Source organism: Microbacterium sp. RU1D (genome assembly GCF_900156435.1).
Classification (GTDB): Bacteria; Actinomycetota; Actinomycetes; order Actinomycetales; family Microbacteriaceae; genus Microbacterium.
Map to the genome: position 1 here is coordinate 484,151 of NZ_FTPQ01000003.1, position 17,243 is coordinate 501,393.

At 69.1% G+C, this 17,243-nt stretch carries 13 protein-coding genes and 2 tRNA genes; 5 read left to right on the plus strand and 10 right to left on the minus strand.

What is annotated here, in order from left to right; genetic code table 11:
- Nucleotides 1-12: 12 nt before the first annotated feature.
- Nucleotides 13-1,086, minus strand: coding sequence for a serine/threonine-protein kinase (locus tag B0B15_RS14545; RefSeq protein WP_076677283.1), 1,074 nt, complete (start codon nt 1,084-1,086; stop codon nt 13-15).
- A 193-nt stretch (nt 1,087-1,279) separates the two neighbouring features.
- Between B0B15_RS14545 and B0B15_RS14550 the strand changes: the two genes are divergently transcribed.
- Both B0B15_RS14550 and B0B15_RS14555 read left to right on the plus strand, forming a co-directional pair.
- On the plus strand, nt 1,280-1,942 hold the full coding sequence (locus B0B15_RS14550) for an arsenate reductase/protein-tyrosine-phosphatase family protein (RefSeq protein WP_076677285.1): 663 nt from the start codon (nt 1,280-1,282) through the stop codon (nt 1,940-1,942).
- A gap of 189 nt (nt 1,943-2,131) precedes the next feature.
- Nucleotides 2,132-3,514, plus strand: coding sequence for a pyridoxal phosphate-dependent decarboxylase family protein (locus B0B15_RS14555; protein ID WP_076677287.1), 1,383 nt, complete (start codon nt 2,132-2,134; stop codon nt 3,512-3,514).
- 193 nt (nt 3,515-3,707) lie between these two features.
- On the opposite strand, the gene B0B15_RS14560 is transcribed toward B0B15_RS14555, so the two are convergent.
- Together B0B15_RS14560 and B0B15_RS14570 are read right to left on the minus strand one after the other, a co-directional pair.
- Complete coding sequence (locus B0B15_RS14560; RefSeq protein ID WP_076677290.1) at nt 3,708-5,186, minus strand: MFS transporter; 1,479 nt, start codon at nt 5,184-5,186, stop codon at nt 3,708-3,710.
- Between the two features lie 879 nt (nt 5,187-6,065).
- Nucleotides 6,066-8,129, minus strand: a complete 2,064-nt coding sequence (locus B0B15_RS14570; protein ID WP_076677292.1) for a KAP family P-loop NTPase fold protein — start codon at nt 8,127-8,129, stop codon at nt 6,066-6,068.
- Between the two features lie 422 nt (nt 8,130-8,551).
- On the opposite strand from B0B15_RS14570, the gene B0B15_RS16935 reads away from it, so the two are divergent.
- Nucleotides 8,552-8,701 (plus strand): helix-turn-helix domain-containing protein, encoded by a 150-nt coding sequence (locus B0B15_RS16935; protein ID WP_372955769.1) that lies wholly within the window; start codon nt 8,552-8,554, stop codon nt 8,699-8,701.
- A 144-nt stretch (nt 8,702-8,845) separates the two neighbouring features.
- Here B0B15_RS16935 and B0B15_RS16305 read toward each other — a convergent pair whose 3' ends face one another.
- From B0B15_RS16305 to B0B15_RS14595, 6 genes are all read right to left on the minus strand, one after another.
- The gene (locus tag B0B15_RS16305) at nt 8,846-9,307 is read right to left on the minus strand and encodes a hypothetical protein (protein ID WP_143016369.1); all 462 of its coding nucleotides are present in this window, start codon (nt 9,305-9,307) and stop codon (nt 8,846-8,848) included.
- A gap of 35 nt (nt 9,308-9,342) precedes the next feature.
- A complete protein-coding gene (locus tag B0B15_RS16310; RefSeq protein WP_143016368.1) occupies nt 9,343-10,113 on the minus strand; it encodes an RHS repeat-associated core domain-containing protein in 771 nt (256 codons plus the stop codon).
- 400 nt (nt 10,114-10,513) lie between these two features.
- Nucleotides 10,514-10,587, minus strand: a tRNA-Met gene (locus B0B15_RS14580).
- Nucleotides 10,588-10,614: 27 nt separating this feature from the next.
- Nucleotides 10,615-10,686 (minus strand) — tRNA-Thr (locus B0B15_RS14585).
- A 67-nt stretch (nt 10,687-10,753) separates the two neighbouring features.
- The gene (locus B0B15_RS14590) at nt 10,754-12,166 is read right to left on the minus strand and encodes a M23 family metallopeptidase (RefSeq protein WP_083709065.1); all 1,413 of its coding nucleotides are present in this window, start codon (nt 12,164-12,166) and stop codon (nt 10,754-10,756) included.
- Between the two features lie 255 nt (nt 12,167-12,421).
- Nucleotides 12,422-13,219, minus strand: coding sequence for an inositol monophosphatase family protein (locus tag B0B15_RS14595; protein WP_076677294.1), 798 nt, complete (start codon nt 13,217-13,219; stop codon nt 12,422-12,424).
- A gap of 61 nt (nt 13,220-13,280) precedes the next feature.
- Between B0B15_RS14595 and B0B15_RS14600 the strand changes: the two genes are divergently transcribed.
- Entirely contained in the window at nt 13,281-14,870 is a 1,590-nt protein-coding gene (locus tag B0B15_RS14600; RefSeq protein WP_076677296.1) for a phytoene desaturase family protein, read from the plus strand.
- On the opposite strand, the gene B0B15_RS14605 is transcribed toward B0B15_RS14600, so the two are convergent.
- Nucleotides 14,867-16,291, minus strand: a complete 1,425-nt coding sequence (locus tag B0B15_RS14605; protein WP_176776647.1) for a MocR-like pyridoxine biosynthesis transcription factor PdxR — start codon at nt 16,289-16,291, stop codon at nt 14,867-14,869. The genes B0B15_RS14600 and B0B15_RS14605 overlap by 4 nt on opposite strands.
- Nucleotides 16,292-16,348: 57 nt before the next feature.
- On the opposite strand from B0B15_RS14605, the gene B0B15_RS14610 reads away from it, so the two are divergent.
- Nucleotides 16,349-17,023, plus strand: coding sequence for a pyridoxamine 5'-phosphate oxidase family protein (locus B0B15_RS14610; protein WP_076677298.1), 675 nt, complete (start codon nt 16,349-16,351; stop codon nt 17,021-17,023).
- Nucleotides 17,024-17,243 lie beyond the last annotated feature (220 nt).

Genomic DNA, 17,243 nt, shown 5'->3' on the forward strand with positions numbered 1-17,243 from the left:
GCTCCCGCGGCCTCATCGAGCGTGCGTGACCCAGGCCCAGATGGGCTGGCGACGTCGCCGGACCGACGCCTCGCGCGACTGGGCGACGGCGCGTAGGGCAGGCACCGGCTCGGACGCGAGCTCGGGCGGCGCGACGTCGGCGGCGTCGGCAGCGAGAACAGCGTGCGTATCGTCGCCCCCCTGCCGGAGTTCGGCGGCGACGGCGACGACCTCCGCAGCGGTGGGCCGGCGGCCGGGGTCGGGGTCGGTCATGGCGGTGAGGAGTACCTCCCACCCGTAGCCGAAGCGCGAGGGGATGTCGGGGTCGAAATCGAGGGGTGCCAGCAGCACCTCCTGCGCCGCTCCCCCGAGCACCGGGCTCTCCCCGGTTAGCGCCTCCACGGCCAGCAGGCCGAGGGCGTAGACGTCGGCGGCTGCGCCGGGCGCCTCTCCGCGCAGCTGCTCGGGAGGCAGGTAGTCCTCGTCGTCGTCGGACGGGTCGCCGACCATCGGCTCCGCGCCGCCGGAGAGGAGGTGGGCCACGCCGAAGTCGGCGAGCACGGCGACGAACGGCCGCTGCGGGATGCGGACGGGGCGCAGCAGGATGTGCGTCGACGTGAGGTGGTGGTGGACGATGCCCGCCTCGTGGAGCGCAGCGAGTCCGCGGGCCAGGTCTTCGAGCAGCGCCGCCACCAGGGGCGGCGACAGCGGTCCCTCGTCGTCGAGGCGCTCGCGCAGCGACGGCCCGTTGATGAACTCCGTCACCAGATACCCCCGACCGTCGCGGGCGAGATGGGCGTCGTACAGCGTGATCAGCGACGGGTGGTCGAGGGCGGCGAGGATCCGGGCCCCCTCGAGCCGGCGCGGCGCATCGCCCGCGATGACCGGGTCGATGGGGAAGATCTTCACGACGACGTTGCGAGCGAGGATGTCGTCCCGCGCGCGGAAGACGTGCCCGTCGACCCCGCGGCGGGCGAGGGGCCCCGCCAGGCGATAGCGACCCGCGAAGACTGTGCCGAGGTCGGCCGGCGGTGCCGCCGCGGCATCCTGTTCGCGCTGCGCACGGAGCGCACGGCGCCCACCCTCGCCGGGGGCGGCGGTGGTCATGAGGCGCGTCCGACACGCGGCGTGATCCGCCGCCCGGTGAGCCGCTGCCTCATGAGAAACTCCTCTAGCCCGGAGCGTAAGAGACCGCAACGGGCGCACTATTGGGGGGCGCCCGCCCGTTGCGGTCGCTCAAAGTTTACTGAGCAAAAGTCATTTCCGCATGCGGATGACACGACGAGCGGACGGGGGCATAATGAGCGACCTTCAACGACGCGCTGAGGCGTTCGCCGCTCTCGGTGATCCCGGCCGTCTGCAGATCGTCGATCTGCTCGCCATGGGCGACATGTCCTCCAGTGAGATCGCCTCCGTGCTGGGGATGAAGTCGAACCTCGTGGCCTTCCACGCCAACGTCCTCGAAGATCGCGGCATCGCGCGGCGGGTGCGGTCGGAGTCGGACGGACGACGCAGCTACCTGCAGCTCATCCCGGAGGCGTTCTCCGACCTCACTCTCGCCCCGCGCAAGGTCGAGGGTCGCGTGCTCTTCGTCTGCACGGCGAATTCCGCGCGGTCGCAGCTGGCCCGGGCCATCTGGCGCACGCACAGCGAGATCCCGGCCGAGTCGGCGGGAACGCATCCCGGCAAGCGCGTCAACGCCGGCGCCGTCGCCGCCGCGGCCCGGCACGGCCTGCGCATCGACGACGACGCTCATCCCCGATCGCTCGCCGAGGTCGCCCGTCCCGGCGACTTCGTCATCAGCGTGTGCGACCACGCCCACGAGCTGCTGGCCGGGGGCGACGACGTGCACTGGTCGATCCGCGACCCCGCGCAGACGGGGAGCGTCGAGGCGTTCGACCGAACGGTGAGCGAGCTGCGTTCGCGCATCGCGCGCGTCGCCCCGCAGCTGACCGCGGCCTAGGGCGCCTTCGACCAGATGGTCCGCCGGCGCGGACGACCGGTCGCGCGCGCGGAGCCCGTGCCGTCCACCGCCGCGGCGATTAGGCTACGTCTCAGCGCGCCGGCCGCCGCCCGCGCTCCCCCACCCCTGTCGATGCCGACGCCGTCCTCCCGTCGCGGCCGCAGATGGCATCCCGAACCGGAGGTCGCGATGACCCACTCCCCCGCCGCGCGCATGCACGAGGTCAGCGACGAGACGCGCGCCATCGTCGACATGGTGCTCGAGTACTCCCGGGGCCGGCTGACGTCGGAGGACACCCCGCTCGACAAGCCGCTGCCCGCGGCCGAACTGCGGCGCCTCGCGGGCCGAACCATCGACGAGAAGGGCATCGGCGCGCGCAAGGCGCTCGGCGTCTTCGAGCACGTGCTGGCCCCCGCGTGCATCACGACGGACGACCCGCGCTACCTCTCGTTCATCCCGAGCGCGCCGACCAAGGCGGCGGCGGCCTTCGACCTCGTCGTCTCGGCCAGCGCGCTCTACGGCGGTTCGTGGCTCGAGGGCGCGGGCGCCGTGCACGCCGAGAACGAGGTGCTGCGCTGGCTCGCCGCCGAGTTCGGCCTGCCCGAGGGGGCCGGCGGCGTCTTCGTGCAGGGCGGAACGCTCGGCAACCTCTCCGCCCTGGTCGCCGCGCGCGAGGCGGCGAGGGATCGCCTGGCGGATGCCGGCACGCCCCGCCCCGACGCTTGGCGCGTGGTCTGCAGCGTCGAGGCGCACTCCTCCATCGCATCGGCGGCGCGCGTGATGGACGTCGAGGTCGTCGGGGTCCCCGTGGGCGAGGACGGCGTGCTGCGCGGCGACGCCGTGCGCGCCGCGCTCGAAGAGCATGGCCACAGCGTCTTCGCCGTCGTCGCCACGGCCGGATCGACCAACTTCGGCATCGTCGACGACATCGCCGACATCGCCCGCGCTGTCGCCGGCTCGGGCGTCTGGCTCCATGTCGACGGCGCCTACGGGCTGACGGGCATGCTCTCGCCGCGCACCCGGCCCCTGTTCGCGGGTGTCGAGCACGCCGACTCCCTCGTCGTCGACCCGCACAAGTGGCTGTTCGCGCCGTTCGATGCCTGCGCGCTCATCTACCGCGACCCCGAGCTGGGTCGTCGCGCCCACACGCAGCACGCCGAGTACCTCGACACGCTCACCGAGACGAGCGACTGGAGCCCCTCGGACTTCGCCGCGCACCTCACGCGCCGCGCGCGCGGACTGCCGCTGTGGTTCTCGCTCGCCACCTACGGTGCGGCGGTCTACCGCGAGGCCATCACCTCCGCCATCGATCTCGCGCAGCGCATCGCCGAGGACATCGAGCGCCGACCCGAGCTGACCCTCGTGCGTCGCCCGCAGCTCGGGGTCGTCGTGTTCGAGCGCGTCGGCTGGTCGAAGGCCGACTACGACCGTTGGTCGTCTCACCTGCTCGACGCGCAGCACGCCTTCGTGACCCCGTCGAGCCACGCCGGCCGGGTGAACGCGCGCTTCGCGATCCTCAACCCCCGCACGACCTTCGACGACCTCGTGGGAATCCTCGACACGATGATCTGACGGATGCCGCGGCCCGGGCCGTGCACAACGGACCGCCCACACGACGCCCGCCGGTTCGCGCCCACGGGCCTCGCCCCCGGCGGCATCCGTGCACAACAGCGGGGATCGTCCGCGACACGCCGTCCCAGCCGCCCCCGCCTCGGCGTGTCGGCGACACCTCCCGCCGTCGTGCTACCGACGCGGGGGTCGGAACTCATCCGCCGCGCGCACCGCGGTTCCGGGACACCTCGACGGCGCCGAGCAGGATTGCCGCACCGGAGAACACCACCGACACTCCGAGCGCCAGGGTGAGCGCCCCCGCGAAGGTCGCGTGATCGGCCGCGGGTGCCCCCGTGCCGGCCGCCCCGGCCACCCCCGCCGCTGCGAGCACGAACGTCGTGCCGAGGACCGTCTGACCGATCGACGACCCGACCCGCTGGGCCGTCTGCACGATGCCGCCAGCGACCCCGCCGCGGCGCGGGTCGACGTCGGCGAGGGTCAGCGTCTGATTGGGAGTGACGATCGCACCTCCGGCGACGCCGAGCACGAAGAGCGGCACGCACAGCCGGAGGATGACGCCGACGGGGTCGGTGGCGTCGGCCCCCACATGCACGATGACCCCGAGCACGATCGTCATCGTGGTGAACACCGCGACCGCCGCGACGAGCAACGGACGTCCGACGCGCGAGACGAAGCGTCCCGCGACCGGCGCCCCCACGACGGAGCCGATCGCGTAGGCCGTGACGCCCAGGCCCGACTGCAGCGCGGTGAAGCCGAGACCGTTCTGGTAGTACAGCGCGAGCACGAGAGGGATCCCGGTGTTGCTGCAGAAGAAGACGACGGCGAACACGACGCCCGTGACGAACGAGCGGACGCGGAACAGGCGCAGATCCATCAGGGGTCCGGCATCCGCCCGCGTCAATCGGGCCTCGTGCCGCACGAACGCGAACAGGAACGCGGCCGCCGGCACGAGGAGCAGCAGCATCACCGGTCCACCGCCCTGGCCGGTCTCGACGATCGGGAACAGCACGCACAGCAGGCCGACACCGAGCAGCACCGCGCCCAGCACGTCGACACGTCGACCGGATGCCGATGGCGACGGCTCGTCGGCGGGGACCCACCGGCGTGCGAGCAGGGCCGCAGCCACCCCGACGGGCACGTTGATGAAGAACACCGACCGCCACCCGAGCTCCGGCCCGCCCGCGGCGATGAGGAGCCCTGCGATGACGGGTCCGAGAGCGGTCCCCGCACCGACGGTGAGCCCCAGCCGCCCGAACGCGCGCCCCCGCTCCCACGCGGGGAAGGCGTTCTGGATGAAGCCCGAGACCTGCGGCCCCATCATCCCCCCGAACAGCCCCTGCACCACCCGCGCCGCGATCAGCAGGCCCGCGTTCGGGGCGAGGCCCGCAGCGGCGCTGGCCGTGACGAAGCCGAGCACCGCGATCGTGAAGACGCGGCGCCGTCCCCACCCGTCGCCCAGGCGGCCGCCGATGACCGGCACGAGGGCGAAGGCGAGGACGTACCCGGTGACGATCCATTGCAGCTCGCTCGCGTCGGCGCCGGTCGAGCGCCCGATGGAGGGCAGGGCGACATTCGTCACGCTGACATCGAGGAGCGCGGCGAACTGCCCCAGGAGCATGACCGACAGGGCGCGCCACCGGCGCGGGTCTGGAGCGGGGGCGGATGCCGTCACCGGGCGCCGCGCTTCAGCTCGACGTGCGCAGGTCGAGGACGGTGGCGGCGACGCTGGGGTCCACGGCGTCCGGAACCGGGTGGACGCCGTGATCGACCTCGCATGGGGCGAGCATAAGCCCGGCGGGGCGGGGGCGTCGGCGGACGGCGACGGCTGCCCCGGAGACGCGGCGGCAGCTCAGGACGCGAGACCCGTCCTGACATGAGAAAAGCCCCGGGGAACCGGGGCTTTCTCGACATCTGTAGAGCCAGTACACCACTACTCGAATAAATCGGCGCTCTTGCCGCCACCCCTAGTGGAGTTGCAGAAATTGGCTGGTCTAGTACCGAATCCTTCTGGCTCCAACTCATCCTCAGAGCCGTCGCCTCGACTCTTGCGCCGTCGCCTCGATCCAACTCTCGTCGCTGAGATCGTCGCGAAGTACCAGTCCGGCGCAACGACCCCGTCCCTCTGCGTGGAGTACACCCTCTCGAAGGGTGGCCTGCTGAAGCTGCTCCGCGATGAGGGTGTCCAACTCCGTTGCCAGCCGCTCAATGACCACCAGGTCCGTGAAGCCGCTGTGCTCTATAAGAGCGGCAAGTCGATCGTAGTTATCGCTGCGCACTTCAACGTGAGCTACAACGGCGTCCGACAAGCCTTCGTTCGGGCAGGTGTAGAGCGTCGACCTCGCGGAGGGAAGCGAGCCTAGGCGGCCTTCGAGTTGCCCCCGGCTTGTCGCCGCAGCTCGTTGTCTGGCGGCACCTCTGGGTGCGCCCGCTGAAAGGAGCTCGACGCGAGGTAGCGGCTCGCGAAGCCCCTCGTCCATTGTCAGCAGTCAGAACCCATGCGGGAGATTAGGACTCCCCTAGCGAAGCCCGCGCGGCTCGCTCTCTGCCGAGGCTACTCGAAGTCCTTCGGCCTCCAGCCGTCGCGATACTTTTCCGCGAGTTGCACGAGCGGGCTGTCACCGTCTGCTTGGCGCAACGCGCCGATCGCGGCGCTGAGCGACTCCTCGCTACCGAAAACTCTTAACAATCCGTCCCACCAAAGACGCACCTCGGTTCGGACGTTCGCGGATCCGAGGAATTGGCTCGTAGAAACCGACCGCCCGGATTTGATCAGCGACCGGATCTCGTCTGGGTTCGCGAAGTCCAGTGGGACGTATGCCTCGCCCAGGTCCTCTGCGGTCTGCCAAAAGACCCTCAACAGATCCCATTCCTCAGCGGGTACCGCCGAGTGGTTACGGCTGACCCGATCCAGCAGTTCGGCCTCAAGCTCGTCCGCCAGCTCTTTGCTGATGAGCTTGTGCCCCGCGTTCTCCATGTGGCCTACGGTCTTCAAAAGCTGAAACTGCGACGAGTAGGAGGCCAGTTCTGGCAGGATCTCCCGCACGGCCCTTTCGCGGTCGGCCTCGTTTTCTATACGCCGCATCAGCCGCAGCACGACCCGTCCGACGATGAGATCAGGACGCATCATGTCGAGAACACCGCGCGAATCTCGCTCGGGGATATCTTTGATGCGGTTGATGAGCACGATCGACGCCGGCACAACGGCTTCGATCGGGTAGCTGTCCTGATACACCTCCAAGCCGGAGATGGTGTCTTCGAGATCCTCGGGCTGCAGGCTGTCCAGATACTCCCCGAGAGACTTCCGGTCCGAGAGCACGGTCTGTGCCTTCTCCGCACGACGGAACGAGACCAGTCCGCTCGGGGCCGTTCGCTCCAGATAGAGGTCTAGGTGGTTGATGTCGGCCAGCCGATGGCCCTGCTTCGCCTGGGCGCCAAAACCGGATCCATAGTGCGTGTTGTCCGTGTACCGCCGCGCCATCGGAAAAACTTGGTGGATCAGCGCTCGGACGACGTCCGCGTCGTCGCCCGCGACCTTAATGAAGCTGTCGATCTCGGCTTGCTGCGGCTTCGCATCGCGGTTGCCGTATGTCTTCGGTTCTTGGGTGAGCGTCTGTCTCAGGTCCCGAACCTGCTGGAAAAGTTCGGGCCGGAAGACGCGGACGGCTTCGAGCGCGAGTATGTCGACGACCTCTATCTCACTGCCCAGCGCTTCGATCGTCGACCGTGCCGACAGGGTCAGGCGGGTGACGTCGCGCAGACTGCCGATCAGCGGCTCGATGATCTCGAAGTACACCGACGACCACTCGCTCTGGCTGAAGCGGAGATTCTCCACCCCGTCGAGGACCGCGCTGAGCTTCTCGAAGATCTGCCGTCGCAGCATCTCGCGGGGGATCTGCGGCAAGTCGAAGCTGAGCTGAACAATCTTCTCGAGGTAGGCGCGGCCGGGAACGTTCGTCTCGTCCAGCGCTCTCTCAACGCGGAGCCGATCGAAGGCCAGCACGTAGACCACGTTGGGGAAGCTCGCCGTCAACCGTACGAGCTTGAAGATGTCGCGGATCTCCTCGGTCGACAGGCGGTCGATGTCATCGACGACGACCACGACGGGCTGATCGAGCCCGGCCAGAGCATCCGAGACCTTCTGACGAAGGGGTTTGGCTCCGCGTTCTTTCCACCACCGCCGGGCGGATTTGTACGACTTGTGCGCGCGGTCGAACCATCCGCCGACGACGGGCAGAATGGCGATCGGACTGAGGACGTCGCCGTACTCGTCGAGTGCCTCGGCGATCCCTCCAAACCGCGACCTGTCCGCCAGCCGCAGTTCCGACGCGATCTCCTTGAAAAAGACGTCGACGAGTTGCTGCGCCCCAGAGAACATCCACGGGTTGAAGTCGACCACGGCGAGTCCGGGATCCCGCTGGAACTGTTCACGCATCAGATTGACGAACGAGCTCTTGCCTGACCCCCAAGCGCCCATGACCCCGACCACGGCGCCTTCCGAAAGGTCCAGCCGACGAAGGCTCCTAGCGAAACCATGGGCAACCTCCGCCCGGCCGAGTACGTCCTCAGCGGACGACTTGATTGGGTTGTCAACGGGCGGCTTGTCCTCGATGCTCACGTGCGTCCTCGCATGTTCTTCCGCCTATCGCGGCGGGGATCACAATACAGCGAGCCATGGACATCGAAAATAACGACGGCGAGTCAAACAGATTGTTCGAGTAAGACCGGAGTCCTATCCCTGAAGTAGGCCCAGTACACCGCAACTCGAACAAATCGGCACTTCTGCCGCCATCACTGGTGGAACTGCAAAAATTGGCTGGACTATCCCCAAATTCGGTAGCCGGAAACTCGCCCTCAGAGCATCCGGCTCGGCTCCTGCGCCGTCGGCTCAGTCACACACTCGTCGCTGAGATCCTGGAGAAGTATCAGTCCGGCGCGACGACGCCATCCCTCTGCACCGAGTACTCCCTATCGAAGGGTGGCCTGCTGGAGCTACTCCGCGACGAAGGCGCCCAGCTTCGCTGCCAGCCGCTCACCGACGTGCAGGTCCGCGAAGCCACCGCACTCTATAGCAACGGCAAGTCGCTCGCAGCAATTGCCGACCACTTCGGCGTCAGCTACAACGGCGTGCGCCAAGCCCTCGTTCGGGCAGGTATTCAGCGCCGGCCTCGCGGTGGAAGTCGAACCTAGGCGGCCTTAAAATCCTCTCCAGCCTGTTGTCGCAATTGTTCTCTGCGTTCTTCGGTGGCGCCAACACAAAAATCGAAAGAATAGGCCTTGAGGGCACCACGATCTATTCCTCGCACCTATCGAGTGGAGAAACAAACCAGGAATCTAGATCGAATCTTCCGAGGTCGAAGCAATAGCTCTAGAATGAACGATTCTTGCAACAACTCCCGCCGCGGGGAGACACGCTACTGAGAGAAGCCACCAATAAGAGGCGAGCGCACCCACGTAAAGCGTGATGCCGTAATGACCCACTCCGTGATGATCCTCGTAGAGCGGCCCCCATGCGCCGTTGACGACCATGAACCACGGCGCACCGACAGCGCCGCACACCCACAGCGACTCGCCCAGAATCCGCACGTACCGCCCCCGCGCTACGTACCCGCGATTTCGCAAGGCGAGAACCAGTATGAGCCCCATGGCGAGGAGGCTATAAATCACCCAACCCGAAATAACCCAAACGGGCCGAAAGCCCAGTTCGTCCAGCCCTTCAATGAAAGTCAGCCCGTATGACGCCGGGCCGCTGAACACCGCAGCTGCGAGCAGAAGAAGAAGCGTGAAAAAGCCCACGCCAAGCATCCATCCGATTCGCAATCGGTCCTGCCTCACCACGAACACGCCGCCCCCGCAGCCGGAGGAAAGGTCGAAAAAATCCTTCCAGGCGCACTAGCCAACCACGTGGGATTGTCCCCTCTACCAGTTTCGAGATCCCAGGTTCCGTTACCGACGATCGACTCGGGAAGGGCCCCCGCCTCATGGCAGTCCCATTGTTGAAGCATGGAATTGGTGACGAGGGTTGGACTAAATGCGCCAGCGAAGGTCGGGAAGGGGAGTCGCCCAATAGCTGGCGGCGTAGCCTTGAACAACAGTTGATCTGGTTTGAAACTAAACTTCCACTTTTCTGTGGTATCGACGTACGACAGCGAAGCTGTCATTGTCCTGCCCCCGACGCGTGCGGTCATTTCATACTTCTTGCTCGCAATCGGCGCAAACAAAACGCTGGGAGATACGATGAAATACCCTTTTTTTGCGTATCTCTCCAGGGAGTCTGCGCTCATCTTGCCGCTAAGGTCGTTTTTTCCGATGGGGTCGGTGGGCCAGACGTAGTCGTTGTCCACGCCACCCCCCACGGAATCGACCTGGAGGAACCGGCCCAGGGCCGGCACGTAGAGACGTGCGCCCATCTCTATGAGAAGGCTGGATCCCGCAGTTTCTACGAGCTTCTTCGCAGAATCATGCCACCCCGCAACGCTGCCAACGTTCCCAAAGTCGTCTGCCTCGACAGTGCCCAAAGCGCGGTTGCCGTTAGCCAGGGGCTGTCCAAATGGGTCGTAGAGTCGGATGCCTGTCGTTGCATTCCCGTCACTGGTGGTCAAGGTGTGCCCCTGAAGCGAAGGGTACGACCATGTGCCCGCTCCTGCATCTGACGCATTAACGCTGACTCCGCCGGGGAGCGCTACTGTTCGGGTGGCGGTGCCTGCTAGTGGCAATATCGCCCAGGGGGCGTCCCCACCACCGGCGTACAAGTACCGAACAGTTGATCGCCTCCGAGCGGTCGCTTCGATCCCTGCGCCACCGATCGTTTGCCCGCCCGTTCGACACTACGTTCAGGGGCAACTAAGCGGGAGCGGACAACAGCTGCGTCAGGGGCTCGACCATGTCGCCCATGACTTGCATCGCTAGAAGAGCAGAGTCTCCGCACTCTCTGGAGCCACCTTGGGCTCGGCCAGCGCTCGAAAAAATTGTTCTAGTAAGACCATCGTCATACCCCAGAAGTAGCGGGAGCGGGGCTTGAACCCGCGACCTCACGATTATGAGTCGTGCGCTCTCACCAACTGAGCTACCCCGCCGCGTGGCATCCGGAAACCGGATGCTTGAGCCCCGAGTCAGGATTGAACTGACGACCCCTTCCTTACCATGGAAGTGCTCTGCCACTGAGCTATCGGGGCGTACCCGGATCGCTCCGGGCAACTAGAAGAGAATATCAGACCGAGACACTCTCTTACGAATCGAGGCTCACCCGCCGGCGTGCTGGCGCAACCAGGCGATCGGATCGATCGGCGTCGTGCCGTTCTGGAGGATCTCGACGTGGGTGTGGGCGCCGAACGAGCGACCCGTGTTTCCGGTGCGGCCGAGGAACTGGCCCACGTGCACCTTCTCACCCTGGGTGACCTGCAGCGAGCCGTACTGCATGTGGCCGTAACGGCTCGAAACCAGCTGTCCGTCGATCTCGTGGTCGATCAGCACGGTCACACCGAAGGCGCCGCCTTGCTCGGTCGCGATGCGCACGGTGCCGTCGGCGATGGCCTGCACGGGCGAACCCTCGCCGGGCACGAAGTCGGCGCCCTCGTGGAAGCCGCCGTCGCGCATGCCGAAGCCGTACGAGATCGACACGCCCACGGCGAAGGGCCACTGGATCGGGGCCGTCGGGTCGTTGACGTAGAAGTCGGACGGGCGGGTGATGCCCGAGTCGAGCGCCATCTTCGCGTAGGTCGTGGCGCTGTAGCCGTCATCGGCGCGGTCGACGACACCGGCCTGCGCCTGCGCGGGGGCGACGTAGGCCTGGATCTCACCGTCGCCCGCGGCGACATCGCTGCCGCCCACGGCGAGGCGGGTGGTCGCGGCCTCGGGGGCGGTGACGCTGTCGGTGCCGCTCGCCGAGGCGAGGGCGCTGACGGGCATGGTCATGCCGACGGTCAGCAGACCGACGACGCCCATGACGCCCACCGAGAACGACGTGGCCGCGATGCGACGGACGTTGCGGCGGGTGCGGGGTGCGGCCGCAGCAGCGGCGGGCAGCCCCTCGGCGACGGGCTCGCGGGGAGCGACGACCGGCGTCTGGATCGCGGTCTCCCCCGTGAAGGAGAAGAGGCGCGCGGCGGTGGCGAACTCGTCGGCGTCGTCAGCGGCGGCGTCGACGGGCTCCGCGGCAGCGACGGGCTCGTCGGCGACGACGGATGCCGCAGGCGCGGGGAGCGCGGCATCCGAGGTCTCGTCGACCGGCTCGGCGGTGACCGCGTCGACGACGGCGGAGTCGATGATCACGGATGCCGCCGGGCGCCGGCGCGAGCGGCGCGAGACCGGAAGCGTGATGGGCGAGGTGGGCAGCGAAACGGGGGTCGTGGCCACGTCGCTGTCGGCGCTCTGCAGGATGACGGCGACCTCGTCGGAGCGGCGCTCCTCGACGACGGTGACCTCGAGGGCGTCGGACGCATCGTCGACGGACGACGCATCGGCGGCCGGCTCGCGGGCCGGCAGTGTCGGCTCGATCGTCGCGGCGATGACGGTCTCCATGACGGCCATCGCGACGTTCTCGATGAGTTCGGGCTGCGACGCGGACTCGGCGTCGACGGGCGCCGGGTCGGCGGGCTTCGGGGCGGCCTCGTCGACGACCGCGGTGGGCGTCTCGCTCGCGGCGAGACGGCGCATTTCGGCGCGGGTCAATCGCGGGGCGGGCTCGATGGCAGACGTGGCGAGGGGGCGACGAGACCGCCGGGTCGGGGCGGGCTCAGTCTCGGGGGCTTCTGACGGCAACGCGCGGGGGCTCTCGTGTCGTGTCGCAGGCGCGACGGCTTCGGGCTTTGGGGGCTTGGCCGTTTTCCGTGGATTCGGGTCACGAAAAATAACGAACTGGTAAACACCCTACCCCGGGCGGTCTGGGAATGCCATGAACGCCCCGCCTTTTCACCTGTCGTAATCGAGCAGGGGCTCCAGGCGCGCGAAGAACGCGGGGCCCGCGGCGATGACCATGCCGTTGCCGGGTCGCCCACCGGGAGCTCCGCCGACGGTGCCGCCGGCCTCCTGCACGAGCAGCGATCCGGCCGCGTGGTCCCACGGCTGCGTGCCGCGCTCGTAGTACGCGTCGACACGACCGGCGGCCACGGAGGCCAGGTCGAGCGAGGCCGCGCCGATGCGGCGCACGTCGCGCGCGATCGGCATCACGCGCGAGAGCTGGGCCAGCGCCGGACCGTGCGTCTCGGGGTTGTAGCCGAACCCGGTGGCCACGAGCCCGCCGGCCGGGCCCACCTCGCTCACCGCGAGGCGCTGGTCGCCGAGCCAGGCGCCGCCGCCCTGCGAGGCCCGGAACAGCTCGCCCGTGACGGGGTTGTAGACGGCGCCGGCGAGCGCGGTCCAGGCGGCCGTGTCGGCCGTCCCCTCGACCGCCGCGATGCTGACCGCCCAGGCGGGGATGCCGTAGGCGTAATTGACGGTGCCGTCGATCGGGTCGACGACCCAGGTGATGCCGCTCGTGCCCTCCTCGGCTCCGGACTCCTCGCCGAAGAACCCGTCGTCGGGCCGTTCGCGCCTGAGCTCCGCGCGGATGAACGCCTCCACCTCGCGATCGGCGGCGGTGACGATGTCGGCGGCGGCCGACTTGGTCGCGGCCACCGTCACCCCCTCCCGACGACGACGGTGAGCGAGCTCGCCGGCTTCGCGGGCGATGCGCGCGGCGATGTCGAGCAGTTCTGCGGGGAGGGTCATGGCATCCACGCTACTGCGCCACCCCCCGCGCAGAATTCGTCGTCCTCGTTAGCGTGGGGTCATGACCGCTTCGGAATCTCGCCGGTACGACGTCGTCATCGTGGGGGGCGGGCACAACGCCCTCGTCGCCGCGGCCTACCTCGCCCGAGCAGGGCGCCGAGTGGCGGTGATCGAGAGAGCCGACGTCGTGGGCGGAGCGGCCGTGTCGGAACGTCCGTGGTTCGGCGTCGACGCGCGCCTGTCGCGCTATTCGTACCTGGTGAGCCTGCTGCCCCAACGCGTCATCGACGATCTCGGCCTGCGCATCACCCTGAAGCGACGTCGCTACTCCTCCTACACGCCCGATCCGAGCGATCCCTCGCGCGGGATCCTCATCGACACCCAGGATGCCAAGGCCACGGCCGCGTCGTTCACGCGCACCCTGGGCGACGACGGCGCCGCCGAAGCGGAGCGGTTCGCGGCGTTCGGGGAGCGTCTCGCGCCGCTGGCGAAGGCGGTGTTCCCGACCATGACGGAGCCCCTGCCGACGGCCGACGAGCTGCGCGGACGCGTCGGCGACGACGAGCTGTGGGACGCGCTCACGACCCGCCCCCTGGGAGGTCTGCTGCGACGTTCGTTCGACAGCGACCTCGTGCGCGGTATCGCCCTCACCGACGGACTCATCGGCACCTTCGCGGCATCCGACGATCCCTCCCTCGCGCAGAACCGCTGCTTCCTCTATCACGTGATCGGCGGTGGCACCGGGGATTGGGACGTGCCGGTGGGCGGCATGGGCGCGGTCACGAAGGAACTCGAACGGGTCGCCCTCGAGGCGGGTGCCGAGATCTTCACCGGCGTCGAGGTCATCTCCATCTCGCCCGACGGCGACGTGCACACGATGACCGACCGCTCCGAGGTGTTCCACGGCGAACTCGTGCTCAGCGGCGTGGGCCGCGCCGTGCTCGACGACCTGCTCTCGGCGGGCGGCAGCACGGCGACCGGCGCCGAGACCCCCGAGGGGGCGCAGGTGAAGGTGAACATGCTCCTGTCCCGCCTCCCCCGGCTACGCGACGAGTCGGTGAGCCCCGAGGCCGCGTTCTCGGGCACCTTCCACGTCAATGAGACGATGACCCAGCTGGATGCCGCGTACGCGGCGGCATCCGGAGGGCTCATCCCCGAGCCGCTCCCCGTCGAGATCTACTGCCACTCGCTGACCGACCCGTCGATCCTGGGCGATCATCTGGTCGCCGACGGCGCCCAGACGCTGACGATGTTCGGGCTCCAGGTGCCCCACCGCCTGATCGCCGACATGGACCCCGTCGCCGCCGGCGCCAAGCTGCTGGCGGTGGCGCAGGCGTCGCTCGAATCCGTCATCGCCGAGCCGCTGCGCGACTGCATCCAGCGGGCGCCGGACGGACGCCTGTGCATCGAGGCGCGGACGACCCGCGACCTCGAGGAGTCGCTCAACATGGTCGGCGGCGACATCTTCCACGGCGGGCTGTCGTGGCCGTGGCTGACCGCTCCGGCATCCACCCCGGCCGAGCGGTGGGGCGTGGCGACGACGCACGCGCGCGTCCTGCTGTGCGGATCCAGCGCGCAGCGCGGGGGCGCCGTCAGCGGCATCGGCGGGCAGAACGCGGCGATGGCGGCGCTGGAGATCCTGGAGGGCTAGAGACCGCGCACGAACGCGATGACCTGGGCGACGGCGTCCATCAGCGCCGGGGTCGACGGCTCGGCGTAGCCGAACACGATCCCCGCGGGCAGGTCGACAGCGGTGTCCGGCATCGCGTAACCCGACAGGGGCGACACCAGGATGCCGCGGGCTGCGAGCGCGTCGACCAGGACGGCCTCGGTCTCGGGGGCGGCGTCTTCGAGAAGCACCACCGCGTGGAGTCCACCGTCGGTCGCTGTCAGCGTCATCCCCTCGGCGTGTTCGAACGCATCGAGCAGGAGACGGCGTCGGTGCCGGTAGTCGCGGCGGCGGCGCGCGGTGTGGCGCGCGAGCGCGCCCTCGGCGAGATACAGGGCGAGGGCGTGCTGCTGCACCTGCGAGACGGTCGGGTCGAGGTCGGTGCGCGCCTCGACGATCCGGTCGCGCAGGGCGCCGGTCGCCACGATCCATCCGCAGCGCAGCGCCGGACTCAGCACCTTCGACAGGGTGCCGATCGACACCACGGTCGCGGGGGCGAGCAGGTGCAGCGGCGGAAGCGGGACCCGCCCGTGCGGGAACTCGCTGTCGTAGTCGTCTTCGATGACGACGGTGCCGGTGCGCGCCGCGCCCTCCAGCAGACGCGAGCGGGCAGCGGCATCCAGTCGGCTGCCGAGCGGATAGTGATGGTGCGGCGTCACGATCACGGCGTCGAGGTCGTCGTGCGCATCGAAGGCGTCGAGGTCGAAACCCGAACCGAGCCGCACCGGGAGGGGCACCGCCTCCGCGCCGAGGCGCGCGAGCAGCCGGCGCACCCGCGGGTAGCCGGGGTTCTCGATCCCTACGCGCAGGCGGTCGCCGCGGGAAGCGAGGGCGAGCAGAGTGAGCAGCATCGCGTCGCTCGTCCCCGCCGTGACGATCACGTCATCGGGGGCGACGTCGAGGCCGCGCGTGCGGCCGAGGTGGGCCGCGATCGCGACGCGCAAGGCGGGCTCACCGCGGACGTCGGCGATGTCGGCCGCCACCTCGCGCGCGCTCGCGCGTCGCCACGCCGAACGCCAGGCGGCATCCGCGATGCCGGTCGTGCCGGGGCGTCCTGGGCGCAGGTCGACGACGGGGGCGACGGCCGATGTCGCGTTCCCCCCGCCCCCCGGTATCGGCGGCAGCGTCGAGCGGGCGACCTCGGCCACGACGGTGCCGCCTCCGGGCCGGGTGAGCAGGTATCCCTCCCCCGTGAGGATCTCGTACGCCGACACGACCGTGCCGCGGGCGAGCCCCAGATCCGCGGCGAGCGCGCGCGTGGACGGGACCGGTTCACCGCCGGCGACGCGCCCGCTCAGGATCGCCGATCGGAGGCCGTGCGCGAGCTGCTCGTGCAGCGGCACGGCCGCGGCGCGATCCAGGATGCCGACGTCCATCACGCGTCGATTCTGCCACTGGTCCATCAGAACCTCGTGAAACCGGACTAGGCGCTGGTCCAGGCGAACGTCTGGAATCGATCCATGAGCGATCTTCCCTTGACCACCCTCACCCGCGTCCGCCGTCTCCCCCACCATCAGCGCACCGACCGCGCCGCCCTGTACGAGGTGATCGACGGGGCCCTGTCCGCCACCCTCGCGATCGTGCGCGACGACCGCCCGGTCGCGCTGCCGGTCGGCATCGGCCGCGACGGCGACGACCTGCTCGTGCACGGGTCGACCGGCAGCGACTTCTTCCGCCGCATCGCCGCCGGCGTCCCGGTCTGCGTGACCGTGACGCACCTGATGGGCGTGAAGTACGCGCGGTCGCTCTTCGACAGCTCGATGCGGTACCGGTGCGCGGTCGTGCACGGCGTGGCATCCGTCGTCCCGCCGGAGGACAAGGAGACGGCTCTCCTCGCCCTGTCGGAACACCTCATGCCCGGACGGAGCGCCGACGTGCGCCCGATGACCCCGCGCGAGCTCGCCGCGACGATGGTGCTGCGCATCCCCCTCGCCGAGGCCAGTGTGAAGGACAACGCCGGGTCGCTCGTCGAGGTGGACGACGACGGCGAGGATCGAGCCGTGTGGGCGGGGATGCTGCCGCTGCGGGTCGTCGCCGGCGACCCGGTCACCTCGCCGCAGACGGTGGCGGGCACGTCGGTGCCGGAGTCGGTCCGTCGGGCCGCGCGCCGCATCGCGGCGTCGGGCACGGCCTGACCGCGCGGGTCTTGCGGCACGGCTCCTGCAGATCCACCGCGAGGAAGTGGCGCACGGACCCCGAGTGCCCGATTCCGTGCGCGCCGGCCCCACCGCTGCCGCACGCGGGCCAGGCGCGGAGGGCGGCCGCCGACGGCGACACGACTCCTGCACGTCGGCCCGCGCGGGGCGGTTACTGCTCGCACCCGCGTGATCCTGCCGGAGTCGCGCACGCGCGGCG

Excerpts from the sequence above, each read along its gene's own strand:
- B0B15_RS14545 (WP_076677283.1), bottom strand. The coding sequence starts at position 1,086 with ATGACCACCGCCGCCCCCGGCGAGGGTGGGCGCCGTGCGCTCCGTGCG.
- B0B15_RS14595 (WP_076677294.1), bottom strand. The coding sequence starts at position 13,219 with ATGACCCTCCCCGCAGAACTGCTCGACATCGCCGCGCGCATCGCCCGC.
- B0B15_RS14600 (WP_076677296.1), top strand. The coding sequence starts at position 13,281 with ATGACCGCTTCGGAATCTCGCCGGTACGACGTCGTCATCGTGGGGGGC.
- B0B15_RS14605 (WP_176776647.1), bottom strand. The coding sequence starts at position 16,291 with ATGGACCAGTGGCAGAATCGACGCGTGATGGACGTCGGCATCCTGGAT.
- B0B15_RS14555 (WP_076677287.1), top strand. The coding sequence starts at position 2,132 with ATGACCCACTCCCCCGCCGCGCGCATGCACGAGGTCAGCGACGAGACG.
- B0B15_RS14550 (WP_076677285.1), top strand. The coding sequence starts at position 1,280 with ATGAGCGACCTTCAACGACGCGCTGAGGCGTTCGCCGCTCTCGGTGAT.
- B0B15_RS14590 (WP_083709065.1), bottom strand. The coding sequence starts at position 12,166 with ATGCGCCGTCTCGCCGCGAGCGAGACGCCCACCGCGGTCGTCGACGAG.
- B0B15_RS14610 (WP_076677298.1), top strand. The coding sequence starts at position 16,349 with ATGAGCGATCTTCCCTTGACCACCCTCACCCGCGTCCGCCGTCTCCCC.